17 protein-coding genes are annotated in these 19,076 nt (G+C 39.8%); 4 read left to right on the forward strand and 13 right to left on the reverse strand.

The window, feature by feature from the left end; genetic code table 11:
* Window positions 1-170: 170 nt before the first annotated feature.
* Window positions 171-317 carry a hypothetical protein gene (locus tag AC4MC0_RS08050; protein WP_171254088.1) on the reverse strand — a complete coding sequence of 49 codons (147 nt, stop codon included), beginning with the start codon at window positions 315-317 and terminating at the stop codon, window positions 171-173.
* On the opposite strand from AC4MC0_RS08050, the gene AC4MC0_RS08055 reads away from it, so the two are divergent.
* Window positions 263-1,324, forward strand: a complete 1,062-nt coding sequence (locus AC4MC0_RS08055) for a 3-deoxy-7-phosphoheptulonate synthase (protein WP_078425603.1) — start codon at window positions 263-265, stop codon at window positions 1,322-1,324. The two genes, AC4MC0_RS08050 and AC4MC0_RS08055, sit on opposite strands and share 55 nt — an antisense overlap.
* 238 nt (window positions 1,325-1,562) lie before the next feature.
* Window positions 1,563-2,756: a PilT/PilU family type 4a pilus ATPase gene (locus AC4MC0_RS08060; protein WP_078425602.1), complete on the forward strand. Its 1,194-nt coding sequence runs from the start codon at window positions 1,563-1,565 to the stop codon at window positions 2,754-2,756.
* A gap of 46 nt (window positions 2,757-2,802) precedes the next feature.
* Here AC4MC0_RS08060 and AC4MC0_RS08065 read toward each other — a convergent pair whose 3' ends face one another.
* From AC4MC0_RS08065 to AC4MC0_RS08115, 11 genes are all read right to left on the reverse strand, one after another.
* Window positions 2,803-3,981, reverse strand: coding sequence for an MFS transporter (locus AC4MC0_RS08065; RefSeq protein ID WP_491887467.1), 1,179 nt, complete (start codon window positions 3,979-3,981; stop codon window positions 2,803-2,805).
* 259 nt (window positions 3,982-4,240) lie between these two features.
* A complete protein-coding gene (gene gcvH / locus AC4MC0_RS08070; RefSeq protein WP_176537700.1) occupies window positions 4,241-4,615 on the reverse strand; it encodes a glycine cleavage system protein GcvH in 375 nt (124 codons plus the stop codon).
* Between the two features lie 71 nt (window positions 4,616-4,686).
* Window positions 4,687-5,715 (reverse strand): AraC family transcriptional regulator, encoded by a 1,029-nt coding sequence (locus AC4MC0_RS08075; RefSeq protein WP_004979806.1) that lies wholly within the window; start codon window positions 5,713-5,715, stop codon window positions 4,687-4,689.
* A 303-nt stretch (window positions 5,716-6,018) separates the two neighbouring features.
* Window positions 6,019-7,869, reverse strand: coding sequence for an ABC transporter ATP-binding protein (locus AC4MC0_RS08080; protein ID WP_491887468.1), 1,851 nt, complete (start codon window positions 7,867-7,869; stop codon window positions 6,019-6,021).
* 238 nt (window positions 7,870-8,107) lie between these two features.
* Window positions 8,108-8,374, reverse strand: a complete 267-nt coding sequence (locus AC4MC0_RS08085; protein WP_184118536.1) for a hypothetical protein — start codon at window positions 8,372-8,374, stop codon at window positions 8,108-8,110.
* A gap of 195 nt (window positions 8,375-8,569) precedes the next feature.
* The gene (locus AC4MC0_RS08090; protein ID WP_419276105.1) at window positions 8,570-9,808 is read right to left on the reverse strand and encodes a mechanosensitive ion channel family protein; all 1,239 of its coding nucleotides are present in this window, start codon (window positions 9,806-9,808) and stop codon (window positions 8,570-8,572) included.
* Between the two features lie 263 nt (window positions 9,809-10,071).
* On the reverse strand, window positions 10,072-10,608 hold the full coding sequence (locus tag AC4MC0_RS08095) for a DUF2058 domain-containing protein (RefSeq protein WP_005399509.1): 537 nt from the start codon (window positions 10,606-10,608) through the stop codon (window positions 10,072-10,074).
* Window positions 10,609-10,628: 20 nt separating this feature from the next.
* Window positions 10,629-11,297 carry a YoaK family protein gene (locus tag AC4MC0_RS08100; protein ID WP_087013033.1) on the reverse strand — a complete coding sequence of 223 codons (669 nt, stop codon included), beginning with the start codon at window positions 11,295-11,297 and terminating at the stop codon, window positions 10,629-10,631.
* 39 nt (window positions 11,298-11,336) lie between these two features.
* Window positions 11,337-12,530 carry a serine/threonine transporter SstT gene (sstT, locus tag AC4MC0_RS08105; protein ID WP_087013031.1) on the reverse strand — a complete coding sequence of 398 codons (1,194 nt, stop codon included), beginning with the start codon at window positions 12,528-12,530 and terminating at the stop codon, window positions 11,337-11,339.
* Between the two features lie 233 nt (window positions 12,531-12,763).
* On the reverse strand, window positions 12,764-14,497 hold the full coding sequence (locus AC4MC0_RS08110; RefSeq protein WP_491887469.1) for a SulP family inorganic anion transporter: 1,734 nt from the start codon (window positions 14,495-14,497) through the stop codon (window positions 12,764-12,766).
* Window positions 14,498-14,598: 101 nt separating this feature from the next.
* On the reverse strand, window positions 14,599-14,916 hold the full coding sequence (locus tag AC4MC0_RS08115; RefSeq protein ID WP_004693230.1) for an ArsR/SmtB family transcription factor: 318 nt from the start codon (window positions 14,914-14,916) through the stop codon (window positions 14,599-14,601).
* Window positions 14,917-15,546: 630 nt separating this feature from the next.
* Here AC4MC0_RS08115 and cysK point away from each other — a divergent pair.
* A complete protein-coding gene (cysK, locus tag AC4MC0_RS08120; RefSeq protein ID WP_151837005.1) occupies window positions 15,547-16,545 on the forward strand; it encodes a cysteine synthase A in 999 nt (332 codons plus the stop codon).
* 62 nt (window positions 16,546-16,607) lie between these two features.
* Here the strand turns inward: cysK and AC4MC0_RS08125 are convergent, their stop codons facing one another.
* Window positions 16,608-17,219, reverse strand: a complete 612-nt coding sequence (locus AC4MC0_RS08125) for a TetR/AcrR family transcriptional regulator (RefSeq protein WP_004693224.1) — start codon at window positions 17,217-17,219, stop codon at window positions 16,608-16,610.
* Between the two features lie 521 nt (window positions 17,220-17,740).
* On the opposite strand from AC4MC0_RS08125, the gene AC4MC0_RS08130 reads away from it, so the two are divergent.
* On the forward strand, window positions 17,741-18,913 hold the full coding sequence (locus tag AC4MC0_RS08130; RefSeq protein WP_151837004.1) for a thiolase family protein: 1,173 nt from the start codon (window positions 17,741-17,743) through the stop codon (window positions 18,911-18,913).
* Window positions 18,914-19,076 lie beyond the last annotated feature (163 nt).

The raw sequence follows: 19,076 nt of genomic DNA on the forward strand, positions 1-19,076 counted from the left end.
AGATAATTGCCTGAACGCGTTCGGGCTTCAAAAGGTTGCCCACCTAGTTAATACCTGATCGGCAACCCTGGTCAGGTTTTTTTATATCTGCTGTTTTAATAAATTTTGGAGTACTTCATGAAAACAACTAACTATTCATACTTTAGCAACTTTTATTGGTTTTACTTTAGTCAATTTATGACTTTAGCCCAGCAATCCATTAGACCCATAACGCTCAAATAAAAGATCGGACTGAAGACCACAGTCCAAAGGATACAAACCAATGAATGCTCTAAATACTGCACTACAAAGTACTCAAACGACAGTTCAAGAAACACTTTTAAGTTTACCGCAGCAACTCAAAGCCCAGTTGCCACTTTCAGCACCATTAAAACTACAAATTGCTGAACAGCGTCAAACCATTCAAAATATATTAGAAGGCAAAGACCATCGTTTAATGGTCATTACTGGCCCATGTTCCATTCATGACCCTATTGCGGTTTTAGAATACGCTGAAAAATTAAAACAACTACAAGCCAAAGTTTCAGATCAGATTTTCTTCGTAATGCGTGCTTATATTGAAAAACCACGGACTACGGTGGGCTGGAAAGGTTTTTTATACGATCCTTTACTTGATGGATCTTCCAATATGCAGTTGGGATTAGAGCAGTCTCGAGCATTGTATTTAGCGATTATTGAAATGGGTTTGCCGATTGCTACAGAAATTTTAAGCCCGATGGCGACTGCTTATTTCGACGATCTGTTGGCATGGGGAGCTATTGGTGCGCGTACCAGCGAGTCGCAGATTCATCGTGAAATTTCGAGTCATATGCCATTCAGCATTGGTTTCAAAAATGGCACAGATGGTTCAATTCAAATTGCTCTGGATGCGATTCAGTCTGCATCAAACCCTCACCAGTTCATGGGAATTGGGCAGCAAGGCATGGCATGTATGCTTCAGTCCCAAGGAAATCCGAAGCCACACTTGATTTTACGTGGTGCAAACTCGGGGCCTAACTATGCTTTAGCCGATATTCGTCATATGCAAGATAAAGTCAAAGGTGAATTACCTGCTTTGGTGATTGACTGTAGTCATGGTAACAGTAGTAAAAATCCACTCAATCAACCTAATGTATTGCGTCGAATTGTTGCAGAACGTATGCAAAGCAATGTGTGTGGTGTCATGCTTGAAAGTCATTTGGTTGATGGTAATCAGAAAATTTCAGATGACATGGTCTATGGTCAGTCTGTTACCGATGGCTGTTTAGGCTGGGAAAAAACCGAGCAAGTCCTTTTAGAGGTTGCCGACACATTACGCAGCCACGCTGTTCAACGGAGTGCTTAATCAACGCAGCCAAAAAGACCTTTCAATGAAAGGTCTTTTTTTTGTGATCCAGTTCAATAAATGAAGATAATAAATTGAAAAATAAGCTAAAAGTTATTTATCAAACGATAAATTAGGTTGAGCTAGAGCATAAACTTATGCAAAATCAGAAGCCTGAAACAACACGATAAAAAATTGTATTTTGAATAAAAGAAATGCTTTTTAAAGTCAGCTATTTGCACTAATTTTAGAGAACACTATGTATTCTGCAGAACTTTTAGAAGAAGCCCGTCGGATGATGTTTCACATGCTCAGCAAAGTGGTTGAGTATGGTGGTTCAGACTTATTTATATCTGCAGACTTTCCGCCAAGTATTAAGCATCAGGGCCTTATGAAGCCATTGGGTCAACAAAATTTGCCATCTGATCAGACTAAGCTCTTTGCATATAGCTTAATGAACGAAAAGCAACGATTAGAGTTCGAAACTGAGCTGGAGTGTAATTTTGCAATTAGCGTTCCCAATGTTTCGCGTTTTCGTGTCAATGTTTTTCAGCAGCAACTGCATGTGGGGATGGTGATTCGTACGATTACCGCGGAAATTCCTAACTTCACCAAGTTACAACTTCCAACGTCTTTAAAAGACGTGATTATGGAAAAACGTGGTTTAGTATTGGTCGTTGGGGGTACCGGCTCGGGTAAATCTACGTCTTTGGCGGCCATGATTGATCATCGAAATGAAAACTCGGCAGGGCACATTATTACGGTTGAAGACCCAGTGGAATATGTTCACAAGCATAAGAAGTCGATGATTACTCATCGAGAAGTAGGTGTGGACTGTCACTCTTGGCACAATGCTTTGAAAAATACTTTGCGCCAAGCGCCCGATGTCATTTTAATTGGTGAGATTCGTGACACAGAGACTATGGAGCATGCCATAGCTTTTGCGGAAACAGGTCATTTATGCCTTGGGACACTGCATGCCAATAATGCAAATCAGGCTTTAGATCGAATTATTAACTTTTTCCCAGATGAACGTCGCAATCAACTTTTGATGGACTTATCCTCCAATATGAAGGCGATTATTTCACAGCGCTTGGTACGAACTGAAGATGGGCGTGGTCGCCGAGCAGCAGTAGAAATCATGCTTAATACACCCTTGATGTCAGACTTGATACTTAAAGGGAATTTCCACGAACTTAAAGAAGTGATGTCGAAGTCACGAGAGTTAGGCATGCAGACTTTTGATCAGGCTTTGTTTGATTTATACAATCAAGGTGCAATTGCTTATGAAGAGGCGCTACGAAATGCAGACTCGGTCAATGAATTACGTCTACAGATTAAATTAAAGAGTAGTCGTGCTAACCCACAGTTAAACTCATGTAGTGCTTTGTCTTTTGATCAAGCGGTTGCCGAAAAGGCCAAAGAAGCTGAAGAAGAGAAAGACGACGCTTAATTTTTGAGTCCGTATGTTCATTACTATGGGCATACGGACTGATGTTTTAAGCGGTTTTCTTTCTATTCGTAATAAAGGCATAGAAAAATAAACTTAAAACGGTTGTCAGTGCACAGAATAAATAGGTAAAGCTATAACCTTGCTTAGAAATGAGTACGCCCAACAATATAGAACCAAGTGCAATACCCAAGTCATACATGGTAAAGAATGTAGAGGTCGCATGGCCAATCCGATGCTTTTCCGCACCTTGAATAGCTAAAGTTTGTAGACAAGGCTGTGCAGAACCAAAGCCCATGCCAACGCATACTGCCGCAACCAATAAACCCGTCAGAGATTGAATCTGACTGAGAATCACAAGCCCTAAGCTAAATAATATAATCGCTGGGTAAATCACATAATTTGCCCCACGACGGTCATAAACTTTGCCTGTAATTGGGCGTAGACTCATCATGGAAATCGCAAAGACGATAAAAAACAAGCTCGCGTAGTTCAGTAGATGTTTAGACTCTGCATAAGTTGAAATGAACGACATGATACTGGCATAGGAAAAAGAAACCATCATGCCCATAATTGAAATATTCAAGGCATTAGTTTCAACAAAGTCATGGATACTGAGCTTGCGCTTCACGGCAGGTGTCAATTTTTGAGTGGTCTGCTGAATTGGGATAAAGAAGCAAAACAAGAAACCGAGACAGACACTAAACGCTAAAATTCCTGCGACCATTGGATAGGATACGGACTGGATCAGTGTTAAACCGAGGAATGGCCCAAGTACAATCCCTAGATTAATGGACATGACAAAATAGCCCATGCCTTCGCCTTTACGTTTTTCTGGAATAAATTCATTGACAATAGGTACGGCAACTGTGGTGACGATGCTGAACCAAATGCCATGTAGAAAACGAATCAGTAGTAACAGTTGTAAATTATCAGCAAACAAATAAGCCAAGGAAAACAAACAAAATAGGGCTTCCGCGATAAAAAGCGTTTTCTTATTTCCCAATTTTTCAATAATGAGTCCGCTAAAAGGGCGAACTGCGATAGACGATGCCATGAACAAAGTCATGGCTAAGCCTGCTTGTGCAAGGCTTCCACCCAAATCATTCAAAATATAGATTGGGAGGATTGAGGTCTGTGCAAAGTAAAAGATGAACAAAAACAGATTGTTCGCTAAGCAAAGAATAAAAGACTTATTCCATAGCGATGATGTATTAAGAGCAGACATGCAGAACCTTTGGTTCGAAGAAAAGGCCACAGGGCGTGAGCTGTTGCTATTATTTTATGCAGAAGCTAGGTCACGGCTGTGAAATTAGAATAACCAAATTATAAGATAATGCACGTGAAAAGTATAATTATAGTAATAAATGCTGGTATTTAAGCGAGTTGAACTGAAAAATATTAAGTTAATTTATCAAAATAAGAGGATAGTTGCAAAAAATCAGTCCGCAGACTGATTTTTTGAGCCGTAAATATGAATACTAGGCTTATAGACCTGCTTCATAGGCTGTGCTTGAAAGGAGTTGTTCTACATCTGCGATATTGTCTGGTTTGATTTTATAAATCCAACCTTTGCCATAGGGGTCATCATTGACGAAGTCAGGATCATCTTCCAGATTGGCATTGATTTCTATTACGGTGCCAGAAACTGGTGCATGAATATCAGAAGCTGTTTTTACAGATTCAACCACACCCGCTTGTTCGCCCGCAGTGATTTGTTGACCAACTTCTGGTGTTTCAACATAGACTAAATCGCCTAAAGCATCCTGTGCATGGTCTGAAATACCAGTTACAACAAGATCACCTTCAATACGCACCCATTCATGTGTACTTGCATACTTCAATTCTGAAGGATGATTCATGAATAACTCCTTAAAATACAAAAATCATTTTTCGCATGATTTATACATGCTTTTCTATCAAAACAAAAGATCTATAAATACGGATCTTTACGCCAATTACTCGGGCTGCGTCCACTCCAACGCTTAAAGGCTCGGCTGAAATTTGCCACATCACTATATCCCAGTTCATCCGCAATTTGCTCTAAGCTATAGTCTGTACGTGACAAAAGTGACGTGGCATGACGGTAACGCACTTCATCCACAATGGTGGAAAAAGATGTGCTTTCAGCAGCCAGTTGGCGTTTCAGTGTTCGATCAGACATGTGTAAGAGGTCAGCCACATGCTCGATGCTTAAATAGTGTTGTTCTGAGCGCGTTAAAATGTCACGAACACGCATCGATAATCTTCGGCGTTCGCCCATGGCTGAGAGCTCAGCTTCACATTGATTAATGGCTATTTGGCTTGCAAGTGGGTCAGCATTGACCATTTTAAAGCCTAGATAATGCTTATCAAAACTCAAAAGTAAATGTGGTTGATCAAAGCGAACACTATGGTTAGGCAGCTTTGCACGATAGCGATCAAAGCCTTCAGGTTCTGGAAAATCAAAATCAATTTCCCCAGCCAGATTTTCAATGCCAGTGAGCGCTTTACTCATAGAAACAATGCCAAAAATAATACTGATCGCAATATCGGTACGCAACGGTTCTATATCGACATCACAGCGTAATTGTAAAGTCGCTTTTTCGCCAAAGGTGGAAAAGAAAAGCTGCAAAAAAGGCATGCGCAGTTGAATAAAGCGGTTAGCAAGTACCAAGGCTTCGCCAATATCATGAGTTGTCATAATGGCATAGCCAATGAAGCCATGAATTGAAATACGCATTTGTGTGCCCAGATGATAGCCAAGCGTGGGCTCACCAGTGAGACGGCTGGCCAACTTCACAAGTTCATTGGCGGTATGAACGGGTATGCGAAAGTCAGGCTCTGCGAGTTGTTCGCTTGTCAGTTGAAAAGGGGAAAATAGGGTCTCTGCGTTATAGCCCCAACGAGACACAACATCTAACAACAATAAGCCATAAACACCAGGAATTCCTTGATCTTGGCGAAGTGAAACTGTTTTCATGCGCGATCCATTGCATTTTTCTTTCTTTTCTGACTGAAGTTATATTGGCATGAATATTTCAAATTCATGGAGCATATTGTTGGACAATATGTTCCGAGCCTATAGCAATTCAGTATCCTTTTCATTTTTGATTTAGTGGAACGATATTATAAATATCATAAATTTCTGAGCAAAAATATAAGACTCTCGATAAAAATCAGCACTTAGTAAATGATGCTAAAAATTAAGTAAAATCTTTTCAAAATCAGCACGCTAAAATCATTGATGATAATGATCTATGCGTGCTGAAAATGGAAAGTAAAATTAGGCTTCTTTCTTTTTAATCGGATGTTGTTCCGTTAAAAATCCGCCTGTTTGACGCTGCCAAAGGTGCGCATAGATACCATTTTTTTGAATCAGTTCTTCATGTGTCCCTTGTTCTGCAATACGACCTTCATCAAGCACGATCAAACGATCCATTTGAGCAATGGTTGAAAGACGGTGAGCAATCGCAATCACCGTTTTATCTTGCATTAAGTCATCAAGGCTAGATTGAATTGCAGCTTCAACTTCTGAGTCTAGGGCACTGGTGGCTTCATCTAAAATTAAGATTGGGGCATCTTTCAAGAACACACGAGCAATGGCGATTCGCTGGCGTTGGCCACCTGAAAGTTTCACCCCACGTTCACCAACATAGGCTTCATAACCTGATTTACCACGTAAGTCAGTCAGCTGAGGAATAAACTCTTCGGCTTTGGCTTTACGTACCGCTGCATACATTTCTTCATCACTGGCATTGGGACGGCCATATTTGATATTTTCTGCGACACTACGGTGTAGCAGGGAGGTGTCTTGAGTCACTAATGCAATATTACGACGTAAACTGTCTTGGGTGACATCTTCGATATTCTGTCCATCAATTAAAATTTCACCTTGTTTCAATTGATAAAAATGTAGCAATAGTTGAATCAGTGTTGATTTTCCTGCACCAGAGCGACCCACGATCCCAATTTTTTCACCAGCTCGGATGCGTAGGTTTAAATTGTCGATGACATTTTTACTGTTATACGCAAAAGTTACGTCTTTAAATTCGATCATGCCTTGTTTAACTTCAAGGTCTTTGGCATCAGGTTTGTCTTGAATCGTGATCGAACGACCGAGGGTTTTCATGCCATCTTGAATGGTGCCGACACTTTCAAAAAGTGCTGAGGTTTGCCACATTATAAATTCAGCAATACTGCTCAGTTTTAAAATCATAGCCGTTGCAGCAGCAATAACACCAAGTTCAACTCGCCCATTCATCCATAGCCAAACTGCAGTGCCCAATACGCCCGCGTACAGCACTATATTTAAAAACAGGATGCTGATTTCATACTTAGCACCTAAACGCATTTGTTTATAAACGGTGACCATGAACTCTTGCATCGAGGCTTTGGCATATAAGCTTTCTCGTCCTGCATGGGCAAAAAGCTTCACTGTTTGAATATTGGTATAAGCATCGGTAACACGGCCAGTCATCACAGCTCGGGCATCAGCCTGTTCATTTGAAACTTTGCTCAAACGTGGAATGAAGTAATATGCTGCGCAGATAAACAACGCCAACCAGATCAGTAAAGGTAATATTAGGAGCGGGGAGATAGCGGCAAGCACGAGATTGACTGTGACAAAATAAATCAGCACATAAGCCAACATGTCACCCAAAATAACCCAGAACTCACGTATTGCCAGTGCAGTTTGCATGACTTTTGCGGAGAGTCTTCCTGCAAAATCATTGTGAAAAAAGTCGAGGCTTTGCTTCAGCAGTAAATTATGAAAGCGCCAGCGCAGACGCATCGGAAAAGTGCTAAATAATATTTGATGTTTAATAATCGACTGTAAACTGGCAAATAAAATATTGGCCAATAAAATACAGAATAAAAGGACTAAATTTGAACCATGTTCTGCTAAAAATGTTTCTGGCTGGCTTTTACTGAGCCAGTTCACTAAGTCACCAATTTTGGCATAAAACAAAGCTTCAAAGCTGGCAGCCCCAGCCGTGAATAAAACCAAGATCAGCAAATAGCCACGCACACCTTTAGCGGCCTGCCATACAAACGGAAAGAACGTGGTCGGTAAAGGTTGGTTTAAACCTTCTTCTGGATAGGGATCAACACGTTTTTCAAACCATTTGAACATGAATAAAACCTTCTAAAAATAAGTCATTTATGAGGTAATGACTTGTTTTATAAATAAGTAGAATTTGAAAATTTTAGCATGAAAAGACCTCAGTGGTCTGTGTAAATTGAGAGAGACTAAACGTTGCTGTAGTAGTATTGATAGCAAGAAATGTAGATGAATAGATATAAAAGTCTGATATAGAGAAGAGTGATAAAAGGGAATCCAATCGAATGAATCCCCCAAGATGCTTAAAGCATTAGTTTGCTTGAGCTTCTGATGTCGCAACCGCATCAGATGCCGCAGCTTCTGAAGCAGGTGCTGCATTTTCAGTTGCAACAGCAGCTTGAGTGGTTTCTACAACTTGAGTTTCTGCTGCAAAAGAAGATGTCGCTGCTACAGCTAAAAGGGCAGCACATAAAGATTTATTTAAAGTACTCATTTTAGAAAGTCTTACAAAGTGAAAAGGAGTGGCTAATTTAATGAAGAGAAAAGGTTGATATTGTGATATTGCGGTATATTTCATGTAAATAATCACATAATTAATTTACATAATACACAACGTAAATAACACAGTTGTTGAAAAACTAATGTTATGTATTTCCAGAATCTTTATTCTAGAGTTGATGATTCAGAACATATGTTGAAACGCTTATTCTGCGTTTTTAAGACCTTGGTATGCCAAAACTGGAGTAGTTTTAGCATACCCAAGTGAAAAAAATTACGGGTTTGATAGTGCGATTTGCATGTCATATCCCGATGGAGCTTGGTAAACTTTGAGACCAAATTCGGGAAGAATGGCAATTAAATGATCGAAAATATCCGACTGAATCGCTTCATAATCTTTCCATGCAATTTGATTGCTAAATGCATAAATTTCCAGTGGCAAGCCTTTTTCAGTCGGTTGTAACTGACGTACGATTAAAGATTGGTGTTTTGAAATGTTTGGATGCTGATTGAGGTATAACTCAACATACGCACGGAAGGTCCCGATATTGGTTAAACGTCGCTGATTACAAGGAGATGTATTGCTCAGTTTTTGATTAAACTCAACCAGCTCTGTGCTTTTGTGATCCAAATATTGGTCTAATAATAAAAACTCTTTAAGTTTACTTTGCTCTGCTTCAGACATAAAGTGAACGCTACTTTGGTCAATATAAAGTGAGCGTTTGATACGACGTACGCCTGCTTGTGACATACCCCGCCAGTTTTTAAAAGTATCTGTGACCAATTTGTTGGTTGGGATCGTGGTAAAGGTTTTATCAAAGTTCTGTACAGTGATGGTATGTAATGACATATCAATGACATCACCGTCTGCATTCAGAGATGGCATTTCAATCCAATCTCCAATGCGAACCATGTCGTAGGATGAAATCTGAACAGAAGCCACCAAAGACAAAATGGTGTTTTGGAAGACCAACATCAGCACTGCCGCCATAGCACCGAAGCCCGCCAGCAAGGTGAAGACATCTTTTTTCAGGAAAGTCCCTAAGATCATCAAGCCACAAACGATGAAAATAATCAGTTTGATTAGCTGTAGATAGCCTTTGATAGGCTTATTTCTAGACTTTGGATTACGTTGATAAACCAAATTGAATATATTCAGTAATTCACCAATCGCGAGCGCAATGGTTAAGAAAATAAAGGCCTGTGCCGCCATTTGGACAAAGGTGACCATTTTCGCAGACAGGTGAGGAACGGTAACGATACCATTCATAATGACGATTGCTGGGACTATGTTCGCAATTCGACGAATCACACTATGCTGCGACATGATGTCGTGATTGGCAAATTTTAGCTTAGTGATGAGATGCCGAATACCACGAACGACAACATGCTTGGCAATAATATACGCCAGTATAGTCACTAGAATGAGTATGCAGAATCCTGTCAACATTTCGATCCAAGGATACTGGTCTGACCAGTCTTTTAAACTCTGTATAAAATGAAAATTATCCAAAATGCGATCTTCTTATGATTAAAACACTGTAAATAGTGTAATCAGCTATACGAATTAAGCAAATTGTGTCACTAAGTTTATACATGTTTTCAACGACTTGTTTATTTACTCTCGTAGATTTGTTTTTTAAATCGATATTTGAATGTCATGAAGCATAAATTGTTGATGGTCGGGATATGTCAGAGCAGTGGAATGGTAAATTAGTTTTATAATGAACTAGGAAACAACGAAGCTTCCAATATGGAAGCTTCTGATGGTTCAAATTACCACATGAGATCATCAGGGATCACGTATGCAGCGTATGGATCTTCCTCATCTGTGACTGCTTCATTTTTCTCTGAGGTATTTACGATAATAAAGCCTTCAAGTTTGGCATTAATACGATCAGCTAAAGCTTTAGGTAAGAAGGCATAACTTTCATGATCACGTGCAATCACGAGGCTACCAGCCACCAAGGCATTATAAATTTGTTGATTGATATATTGTTTTTTGATTTTACCATCGTCAATAAACTGATAGGCCACGTCACCATCGGTATCACGGATTTTATGCTGCGTGATCATTTGAATGATCGTCGCTTTGAGCTCTTTTTCTTGCAATATCGCTTTCTTCTCAAGTTCGATGGCTTGATCTTTGGCCTGTTTTTGCTGTTTGTCTTGTGCAATTTTTGCCTTGATCTCAGCTTCACTGCTTTGACCTGTTCTTTGCTCATGCACTGCTTGTTTAGAAAGTTTTTTGGCCTTTTTGTTGTCAACTAAACCGGCTTTGAGTAACTGAGCCTGTAATGCATTTTTTACCATAGCGAATTCCACAACTGCGTTTAAAAACGACGATAACGAAAGTAAATGATCCAATATACAACACTAAGGATCAAGCTTAATGCTGTTGGAACTAAAAAAGAATTGAGTTTTAAATAGGGATACATCCAACTTGCACAGAGTCCGCCGATCAAAAAGCCACTTAAAATCAAAAGATGTAAAACTACGCGCCGACGTTCAACCACGAGTCCGCGCACACGATAACCAAGCGCTAAACCGAGGTCGGTAAGGACACCCGATAAATGTGTAGTGCGAATGATGGTGCCTTTATAATGGCTCACCATGGCATTTTGCACACCCATTGCGACACAGGCCCAGAGTAAAGCATAGCGTGGAAAATAAGGCAGAAAGAACCAACACAGAAAAATAAAAAAAGCCACTAACGTGAGTGGTACGCCATAGCGGCGTCCCAATCGAAAGTGACTATTTCCCAGAATTACACCGCTATAAAATGAACCGATGACATAGCAGGCAGTTACTAATAGCAAATATAAAATGCTTTCGGGTTGCCAATGTACAAGCGACATCGCCAAAACACTTACATTACCAGTCATATGGGAAACAGACTGGTGTAAAACAGTCACCAGTCCTAAGACATTAATCATTCCTGCATTGACTGCAAGAAAGAATGCCCCCAGTTGAATCCAAAGTGGTAAGTGTTGAAATGGCATAACTTCAAAAAAGAAATAATATACTGATTCTACAATATATTATTTTGAAGCGCGGTCAACTGCTGCAGTAAATAATACGTCAGTTGATGAGTTCAATGCGGTTTCAGTAGAGTCTTGTAGTACGCTAATCACCATACCAATTGCAACCACTTGCATTGAAATATCAGATGAAATACCAAATAGGCCACACGCAACAGGGATCAACAGCAAAGAACCACCTGCAACACCAGAAGCACCACAAGCTGAAACTGTTGCAAGCACAGATAAAATCATCATGGTGGTAAAGTCAACATTAAGACCTAGTGTATTGACTGCTGCCAGTGTAAGCACCGTAATCGTCACTGAGGCGCCGGCCATGTTAATGGTCGCACCGAGTGGAATGGCTACACTCGCTGTAGATTCAGCAACACCCAAACGTTTTGCAAGATCTAAGTTCACAGGAATGTTCGCAGCAGAACTACGCGTGAAGAAAGCAGTGATACCACTTTCACGTAAACATTGAAATACCAATGGATACGGATTGCTACGTGTTACCACAGCAACCATAAGTGGGTTGATGACTAAGGCAACGAAAGCCATTGTACCGAGTAAGACTGCCAATAAATGTGCATAGCTTGCTAATGTACTTAAACCTGTTTCTGCAAACGTTACTGCTACTAGACCGAAAATACCAATAGGCGCAAAGTTAATCACCAAACGAATCACGCTATTTACTGCGTGTGCAGTATCATTGAGTAAGTCTTTGGTTGAGTCTTTTGCATGACGAAACGCAGCACCTAAGGCTACAGCCCATGCTAAAATACCAATGAAGTTTGCTTCACTAATGGCTGTTACAGGGTTAGCAATAAAGCTAAGGAGTAGGTTCTTAAAGATTTCAATCAAGCTACTTGGCGGTTGTAAGTCAGTATTTGCAGGTAAGTTTAAGAACAAAGTACTTGGGAAAGCGATGCTGACTGCAACTGCTGCAAAAGCCGCTAGTAACATACCCACAGCATACATGATGATGATAGGACGCAGATTCGCACTATGACCCACTTTAAAGTTTGCAATAGAAGCAAGAACCAAGACAAATACAAGTACAGGCGCGACAGATTTTAACGCTTTAATAAATAAGTCGCCTAGCAGGCTCAAATAAGGAGCAACACCCGGGAAAACGAGGGCTACACCAATACCCAAAATAATGGCAATGATAATTCGAGTAACTAGACTCATTCGCGCTAAAACAGAAAACATAGAGGCGCCTTGTTGAAATTACGAGGACAAAATACGGATTTTAAGTGCGCCATTTTATACCTAATTTGCTAACTGACTGAAAAATATTTAGATATAAAAATTAAGTTATTGTAATTCCAGTTTTTATTATTCATTTTAATTCATTAAAATGACATATTTAACGGATTTTTATCATAAATGCCTGCTTGATATTTCTCACTAAATAGAAAAAGTGCAAGCAGACATTCGGTCTCTTATGAAGTTTTAAGCAGCTGAGGTGAAAGGGTCTGAATGGCTTGATAGTGAGTTAAAAAGACATTCCCACTCAAATGTTTCAATAGTTTTGAGCTTTGCAGTCGATCCATCACAGGGCCTTTAACTTCGGACAAATGCAGTTGAATGTTTTGCTTGGCCAATTCTAGATTAATATCTTCCAGCATTTCTAGAGCACTCAAGTCGATACTACTCACACTGGAACAATTAATCACGACATGAGCTAACTCAGGTTGTTGGCTCACAGCATTGATCAGCTCGCCTTTCAATATATTGGCATTTAAGAAGGTTAGGCTTTCATCTATACGCATCGATAGCACTTGTGCCGTTGTTTGGACTTGATGTCGTTCAACATTGCGAAAATGTTGCGTCCCCTCGACCAAGCCAATCACAGCAATATGTGGCCGGCTAATCCGCCAAAGCAACAAAATAAAGGTTGAGATCATGCCAATGATCAGGCCGGTTGAAATATCGATACAGACAACACCAAAAAAGGTAATCCACATCGCGATACCATCTGCTTTGGAATACTTCCATGCTTCGATGAAGGGTTTAAAGTCCACAAGTTTCCATATGGAGACGATAATCGTTGCAGCCAAAATGGCTAAAGGAAGGTCCTGAAAGAAACCGGTAAAGTATAAGCTCACTACAATAATCAACAGCGAAGAGAGCACACCCGCCATAGGGGTCTGAGCGCCTGCATCTGCATTAACGACAGTACGAGAAAGGCTGCCTGTTACAGGAAAGGCCGAACTGAAACCTGCACTGATATTGGCTAACCCCAAAGCAATAAGTTCTTGGTTGCTGTTGAGTTGGCTTCGGTTTTGTAAAGCAGTGGCTTGAGCAATGGAAAGTGATTCAACAAAACTGATCATCGCGACCATGGTTGCACCTGGCAAAAGTTGCAGAACTAAAGTCCAGTTCCAATACGGCATATCGAGTGGAGGCATACCAGATGGAATGATTCCGACCGTTTTGATTCCAAGCGTTTGCAGTTGGAAAAAATAGACCAAGGCAATTGAGGCAACCACTAAAAATAAGGGAATGGTACGCGAAAGTAATACGGTCGATCCGAACCAACCTTTTAAGGCATTAGTATTCAGTAACTTTGGTGCATAAATTAAAAATACGATTGCACACAGTCCAAACAACAGCGTACCTATGTGAGTTAAACTGATGTATTGCCAAACACTTACCACAAACTCGGGGATATTATTGGCTTTTAAGGGCAGATCGACAATAAACTTCAACTGACCCAAAGCAATCAGCAAAGCAGATGCAATAATGAAACTTTGGATGACGGGGTGGCTAATCAGTTGGATGAGGAAACCAAACCGAAATAAACCCAACAGCAGGGAAATGATACCGACCATTAGGGCTAATAAACATGCCGCTTGTATATAAACTGGTGAACCAACTTCAAACATCGAGTTCAAAGTCGCAAAGGTCATCATCGAAATGATGGCAACAGGACCAATAGAAAGTGTGGGACTGCCACCAACGATGGCATAAATAATCATTGGGATAATGCTGGCATATAGCCCAGTGATTGGCGGTAAGCCTGCCAACATGGCATAGGCCATGCCTTGAGGAACCAACATGGCAATGACGATAAAAGATGCAAGTAAATCTGACTTAAACGTAGGCGTGTCATAGTTCTTGAGCCATTGCCATGCGGGTAGATAACGGCTTAGACGACGATTCCAATCAGACATAAAAAAATCTAAATCACAAATTTAGATATATTATGCATAAAAAATGCTAAGAAGTCTTAGCATTCATTTTCATAGCACAGAAAATATAGCAGTGATTTGGTTTAAAGGCGTGGTTTTGGGCAGTACAAGCTATACAAAGTATTTAAAACTTCAATCATGCGTTCATCTTTAATGGAGTAATAAATTTGCTTACCATCACGGCGCGTATTTACCACATCACTTTTACGTAGCATCATTAATTGTTGCGAAAGAGTCGGCTGTTTGATGTCGGTAATTTCTTCAATTTGAGAAACATTAAGTTCTTGTTGCGACAAATGACACAAAATTAATAAACGATCAGTATTGGCTAGAGATTTTAAAATACTCACAACAACTTCAGCAGAGTCGCGCATAGACGTTATTTCAAGCCCTGTGTTCATTTAAAACCTACTCATAAAACAAAAACAACTGTACACTTAGTATAAAACCAAGCCGTTCATAATGCTGTGTTTTCAAGTCCAATATGCATGGCTTTTAGTGAAATGAAATATTAGTTTAAGTTATATATACTTTATTTTTACATCAAAATTAGTTATCTGAAATTTAGCTTAAGTTCCAGATATTTATATAATTTAAGCAAAAATTTGCATTAAAAATAGTTTTCTTTATGACTTTTTATAATAAGCTTTGAATGTTTTATCATATAGTGTGTTTTAAAATCATAATTACACAGATATTTTAAGATAGCATTATAAAAATAAAAAATATATACATTTATTAAAAGCATAATTATTGCTGAATAATATTTTTGAACAAAAAGCAAACTTTGAGATGAATGCACAAATTTTTCTATTCCGTATAGAAGATGCTGATTATGTGGTTTTATCGTCTAGCTTTTTGGGAAAAGCGGCTGTTTTCTTCAAGTAAAAGCATGGGAAAACTCATGCTTTTTCTGTTTAAGTGATTTATTTATCAAATAAAAACATAAGCCCGACCAAATGTCAGTTTGCATTTAAAAATCAGGGTATGATAATGAGTGGATCATTAAAAACAACATAGGAAACATTGGTATGAGTACTGACTCAGCTTTTCCAACGCCTAATAATTTAGGGATAGCGGTTTATAGTAATAATGCAGAAGCGATTGGTAACACACCATTGGTTCGTATTAACCGAATTATACAAAGTCCAGCCACCGTTTTAGCCAAAGTTGAAAGCCGTAACCCTGCATTTTCAGTAAAATGTCGTATTGGGGCTGCGCTGATTGCGGATGCGGAAGCACGCGGTGTGCTGAAAGCGGGAATGCATATTGTCGAACCAACCAGTGGCAATACAGGCATTGCTTTGGCATTTGTTGCTGCTGCAAAAGGTTATGCGTTAACCCTGACTATGCCATCAAGCATGAGTATCGAACGCCGCAAGGTGATGAAAGCTTTGGGCGCGAACTTGGTTCTCACCGACCCTGCAAAAGGCATGCGTGGTGCGGTAGAAGAAGCACAGCGTTTGTTGGATAAAAATCCAGAAACCTATTTTTTGCCACAACAGTTTGAAAACCCAGCAAACCCAGCTATTCATGAAGCAACTACTGGCCCAGAAATTTGGGATGCAACAGGTGGTAAAGTTGATATTTTAGTTGCAGGTGTGGGGACAGGTGGTACGATTTCAGGGATTTCAAGTTATTTTGAAAAAGTAAAAAAACAAGCCCTGTATTCAGTTGCGGTAGAACCTGCTGAATCGCCGATTATTGGTCAAACCAAACGTGGCGAAGCTTTGACGCCTGGACCACATAAGATACAGGGTATTGGCGCTAACTTTATTCCTAAAAACTTAGACCTTGATTTGGTCGATGAAGTGATGCCAATTGATGCAGCAACAGCAATTGATTGGGCGCGTAAAACAGCAAGTCAAGAAGGTATTTTGGTGGGTATTTCAAGTGGTGCCGCGATGGCAGCAGCAGCTGAACTTGCAGCACGCCCTGAAAATGCAGGTAAAACCATTGTAGTGATTTTACCTGACGGTGGTGAACGTTATTTATCTTCAGTTTTGTTTGAAGATATTTCCGTAGACTAATTAAATATATGAAAAAAAGCTAAACATAAAATGTTTAGCTTTTTTTATGCCGTTTAGAAGTTTTAAAGGGCTGCGTGTGAAATTTTATCGGGTGTCATGAGGGCTTGGTTGACATATAGTTTAATCAGACGCTCACGTGAACCGATTGATTTTTGATAATGCGTTGAATTGAGTAACAATGACGCACCGTAGGTCACTGTCCATACATAAGATAAATAGTCACGAATGGACATTGCGCTGTCTAAAGACTTTAAGTAGTCAGAGGTCATGTCTTTAATTTCGATAATACGTTGTTCACGTATTTGGTAGAGCTTCTCAAAAAGTTCTTTGAGTTTACGTTCATTATTGGTTAAACGTTCTTCAATAACGTGCAGTAAAATCGTACGGTTCGAGTTCAACATATTATAAAGCATGTATTCGGAAACATACGTTTTAATATCATTATTATGCTTTTGAGAAATCTCTAGCAGGCGAGTTTCATTCAAGATAATCAGCTCTAAATAAAGTTGATTTTTACTTTTGAAATGCTTGTAGATTGTACCCTTTGCAATATCGAGTTCCGTTGCTAATTCGCTTAAGGTGATGTCTTGATTATTGTCTAATAATAAAGTCTCAGCCATGGCTAAAATTTTCTCTTTGCGTAATAGAAAATTTTGTTGGCGTACTGAAGTCATTGGCTTATTCCAGTGTATTTCATGAGAACTATAGAGAGGCTATTGAACTTGGTTGAAAATGAAAATGCAACTAAGGTCTTGGATATTACTACAATCGTTTTAAAAATATCCACTTGTTCAACAATAGAAATAAATACAGGTGCATTTTCGCATTTCGTTGTCAATAAATTTGATCTCTAGAGATCAAATTTGGGCCATTGCATTCCTTTTTCGTGATTTTTACACTATTGTCAGTATAGCCACTGTGTTCTTAGAGACGAGAACCTTTAGTGCTAAAGCCTCGAATGCAGTGCGGGTTGATAAATAGATCATCTGTCGTATGGATCGATGTCTTATTCACGTGTGTTTATTTTAATGTCTTTATAGATGACTCGCTTTGAGACGGTAGCACTATGAAAAACATTAAAATAAGATCTGAAACGATTAACCCTTTTGTAATATGAAAAAATAGATAGGGAATGTTTTTAAGTCTCTTAATTGGGCTAAAAGCAAATAAAACGCAAAAAAGGATGAAATAGAAAATGATTGTTATTGTAGACGGTGTACGTACAGCAATGGGTGGTTTTCAAGGTTCACTGTCGAGCTGTACCGCGCCTGAACTTGGTGCGGTGACAATTAGAGAAGTGTTAAACCGTTCTGGCCTACAACCAACCGATGTGGATGAAGTGATCTTTGGTTGCGTACTTCCAGCAGGTTTAAAACAAGGCCCTGCACGTCAAGCAATGCGTATGGCGGGTCTACCTGACTCAACGGGTGCAACAACCATCAATAAAATTTGCGGCTCTGGTATGAAAGCCGTCATGCAAGCGGCTGATGCGATTAAAGCGGGCTCAGCTGAAATTGTGGTGGCCGGTGGTATGGAGTCGATGTCAAATGCGCCGTACTTACTTGAAAAAGCACGCGCGGGCTACCGTATGGGACATGGTAAAACCACTGATCACATGTTCCAAGAAGGTTTAGAAGATGCTGAAACAGGTCTGTCGATGGGTGTACTTGCTCAAGAAATGGCAGATAAAAAAGGCTATACCCGTGAGCAGCAAGATCAGTATGCCATTGGTTCTTTAAATAAAGCCGTTGCTGCGATTCAAGGTGGTTTCTTTAAAGATGAAATCGTGCCTGTGACGGTGAGTAGCCGTAAAGGCGATGTTGTGGTTGATCAGGATGAACAGCCGCTCAATGCCAAAGTGGATAAAATTCCAACTTTACGTCCGGCATTTAAAAAAGACGGCACGATTACCGCGGCAAATTCGAGCTCTATTTCGGATGGTGCTTCGGCATTGGTTGTAACTTCATCCGAAGTTGCTGATGCACGTGGTCTTAAGCCATTGGCAAAAGTTGTGGCTTATGCAAGTAATTCCCAGCATCCATCTGAGTTCACCATTGCCCCTGTAGGTGCCATTGAGAAAGTTTTAGCCAAAGCAGGCTGGTCTGCGAGTGATGTGGATCTGTGGGAAGTCAATGAAGCATTTGCGATGGTCACAATGCTTGCAATTGATGGTTTTCATTTAGACCCTGCAAAAGTTAATGTGAATGGTGGTGCTTGTGCACTTGGTCATCCATTGGGTTCATCTGGTTCACGTATTATCGTGACTTTACTGCATGCCTTGAAACGTACTGGTGGGAAGAAGGGTGTAGCTGCTTTATGTATTGGTGGTGGTGAGGCGACTGCTATTGCCGTCGAGCTGCTGGACTAAAACTGTAAATATTCTTAGCTATGCCTGTGAAGAAAATGATTTAAATAGCTATAATTGGCATGGTTGATTTCATCAAAGGTTCGATTGATTCGGGCCTTTTTTATTTTGTAAAATACATGCAGATCATGCGTCATAACTTTTCAGGGAAAGCATCAATTGTTCA

The sequence above is a fragment of the Acinetobacter sp. CAU_H_S139_7 genome, from assembly GCF_058599305.1.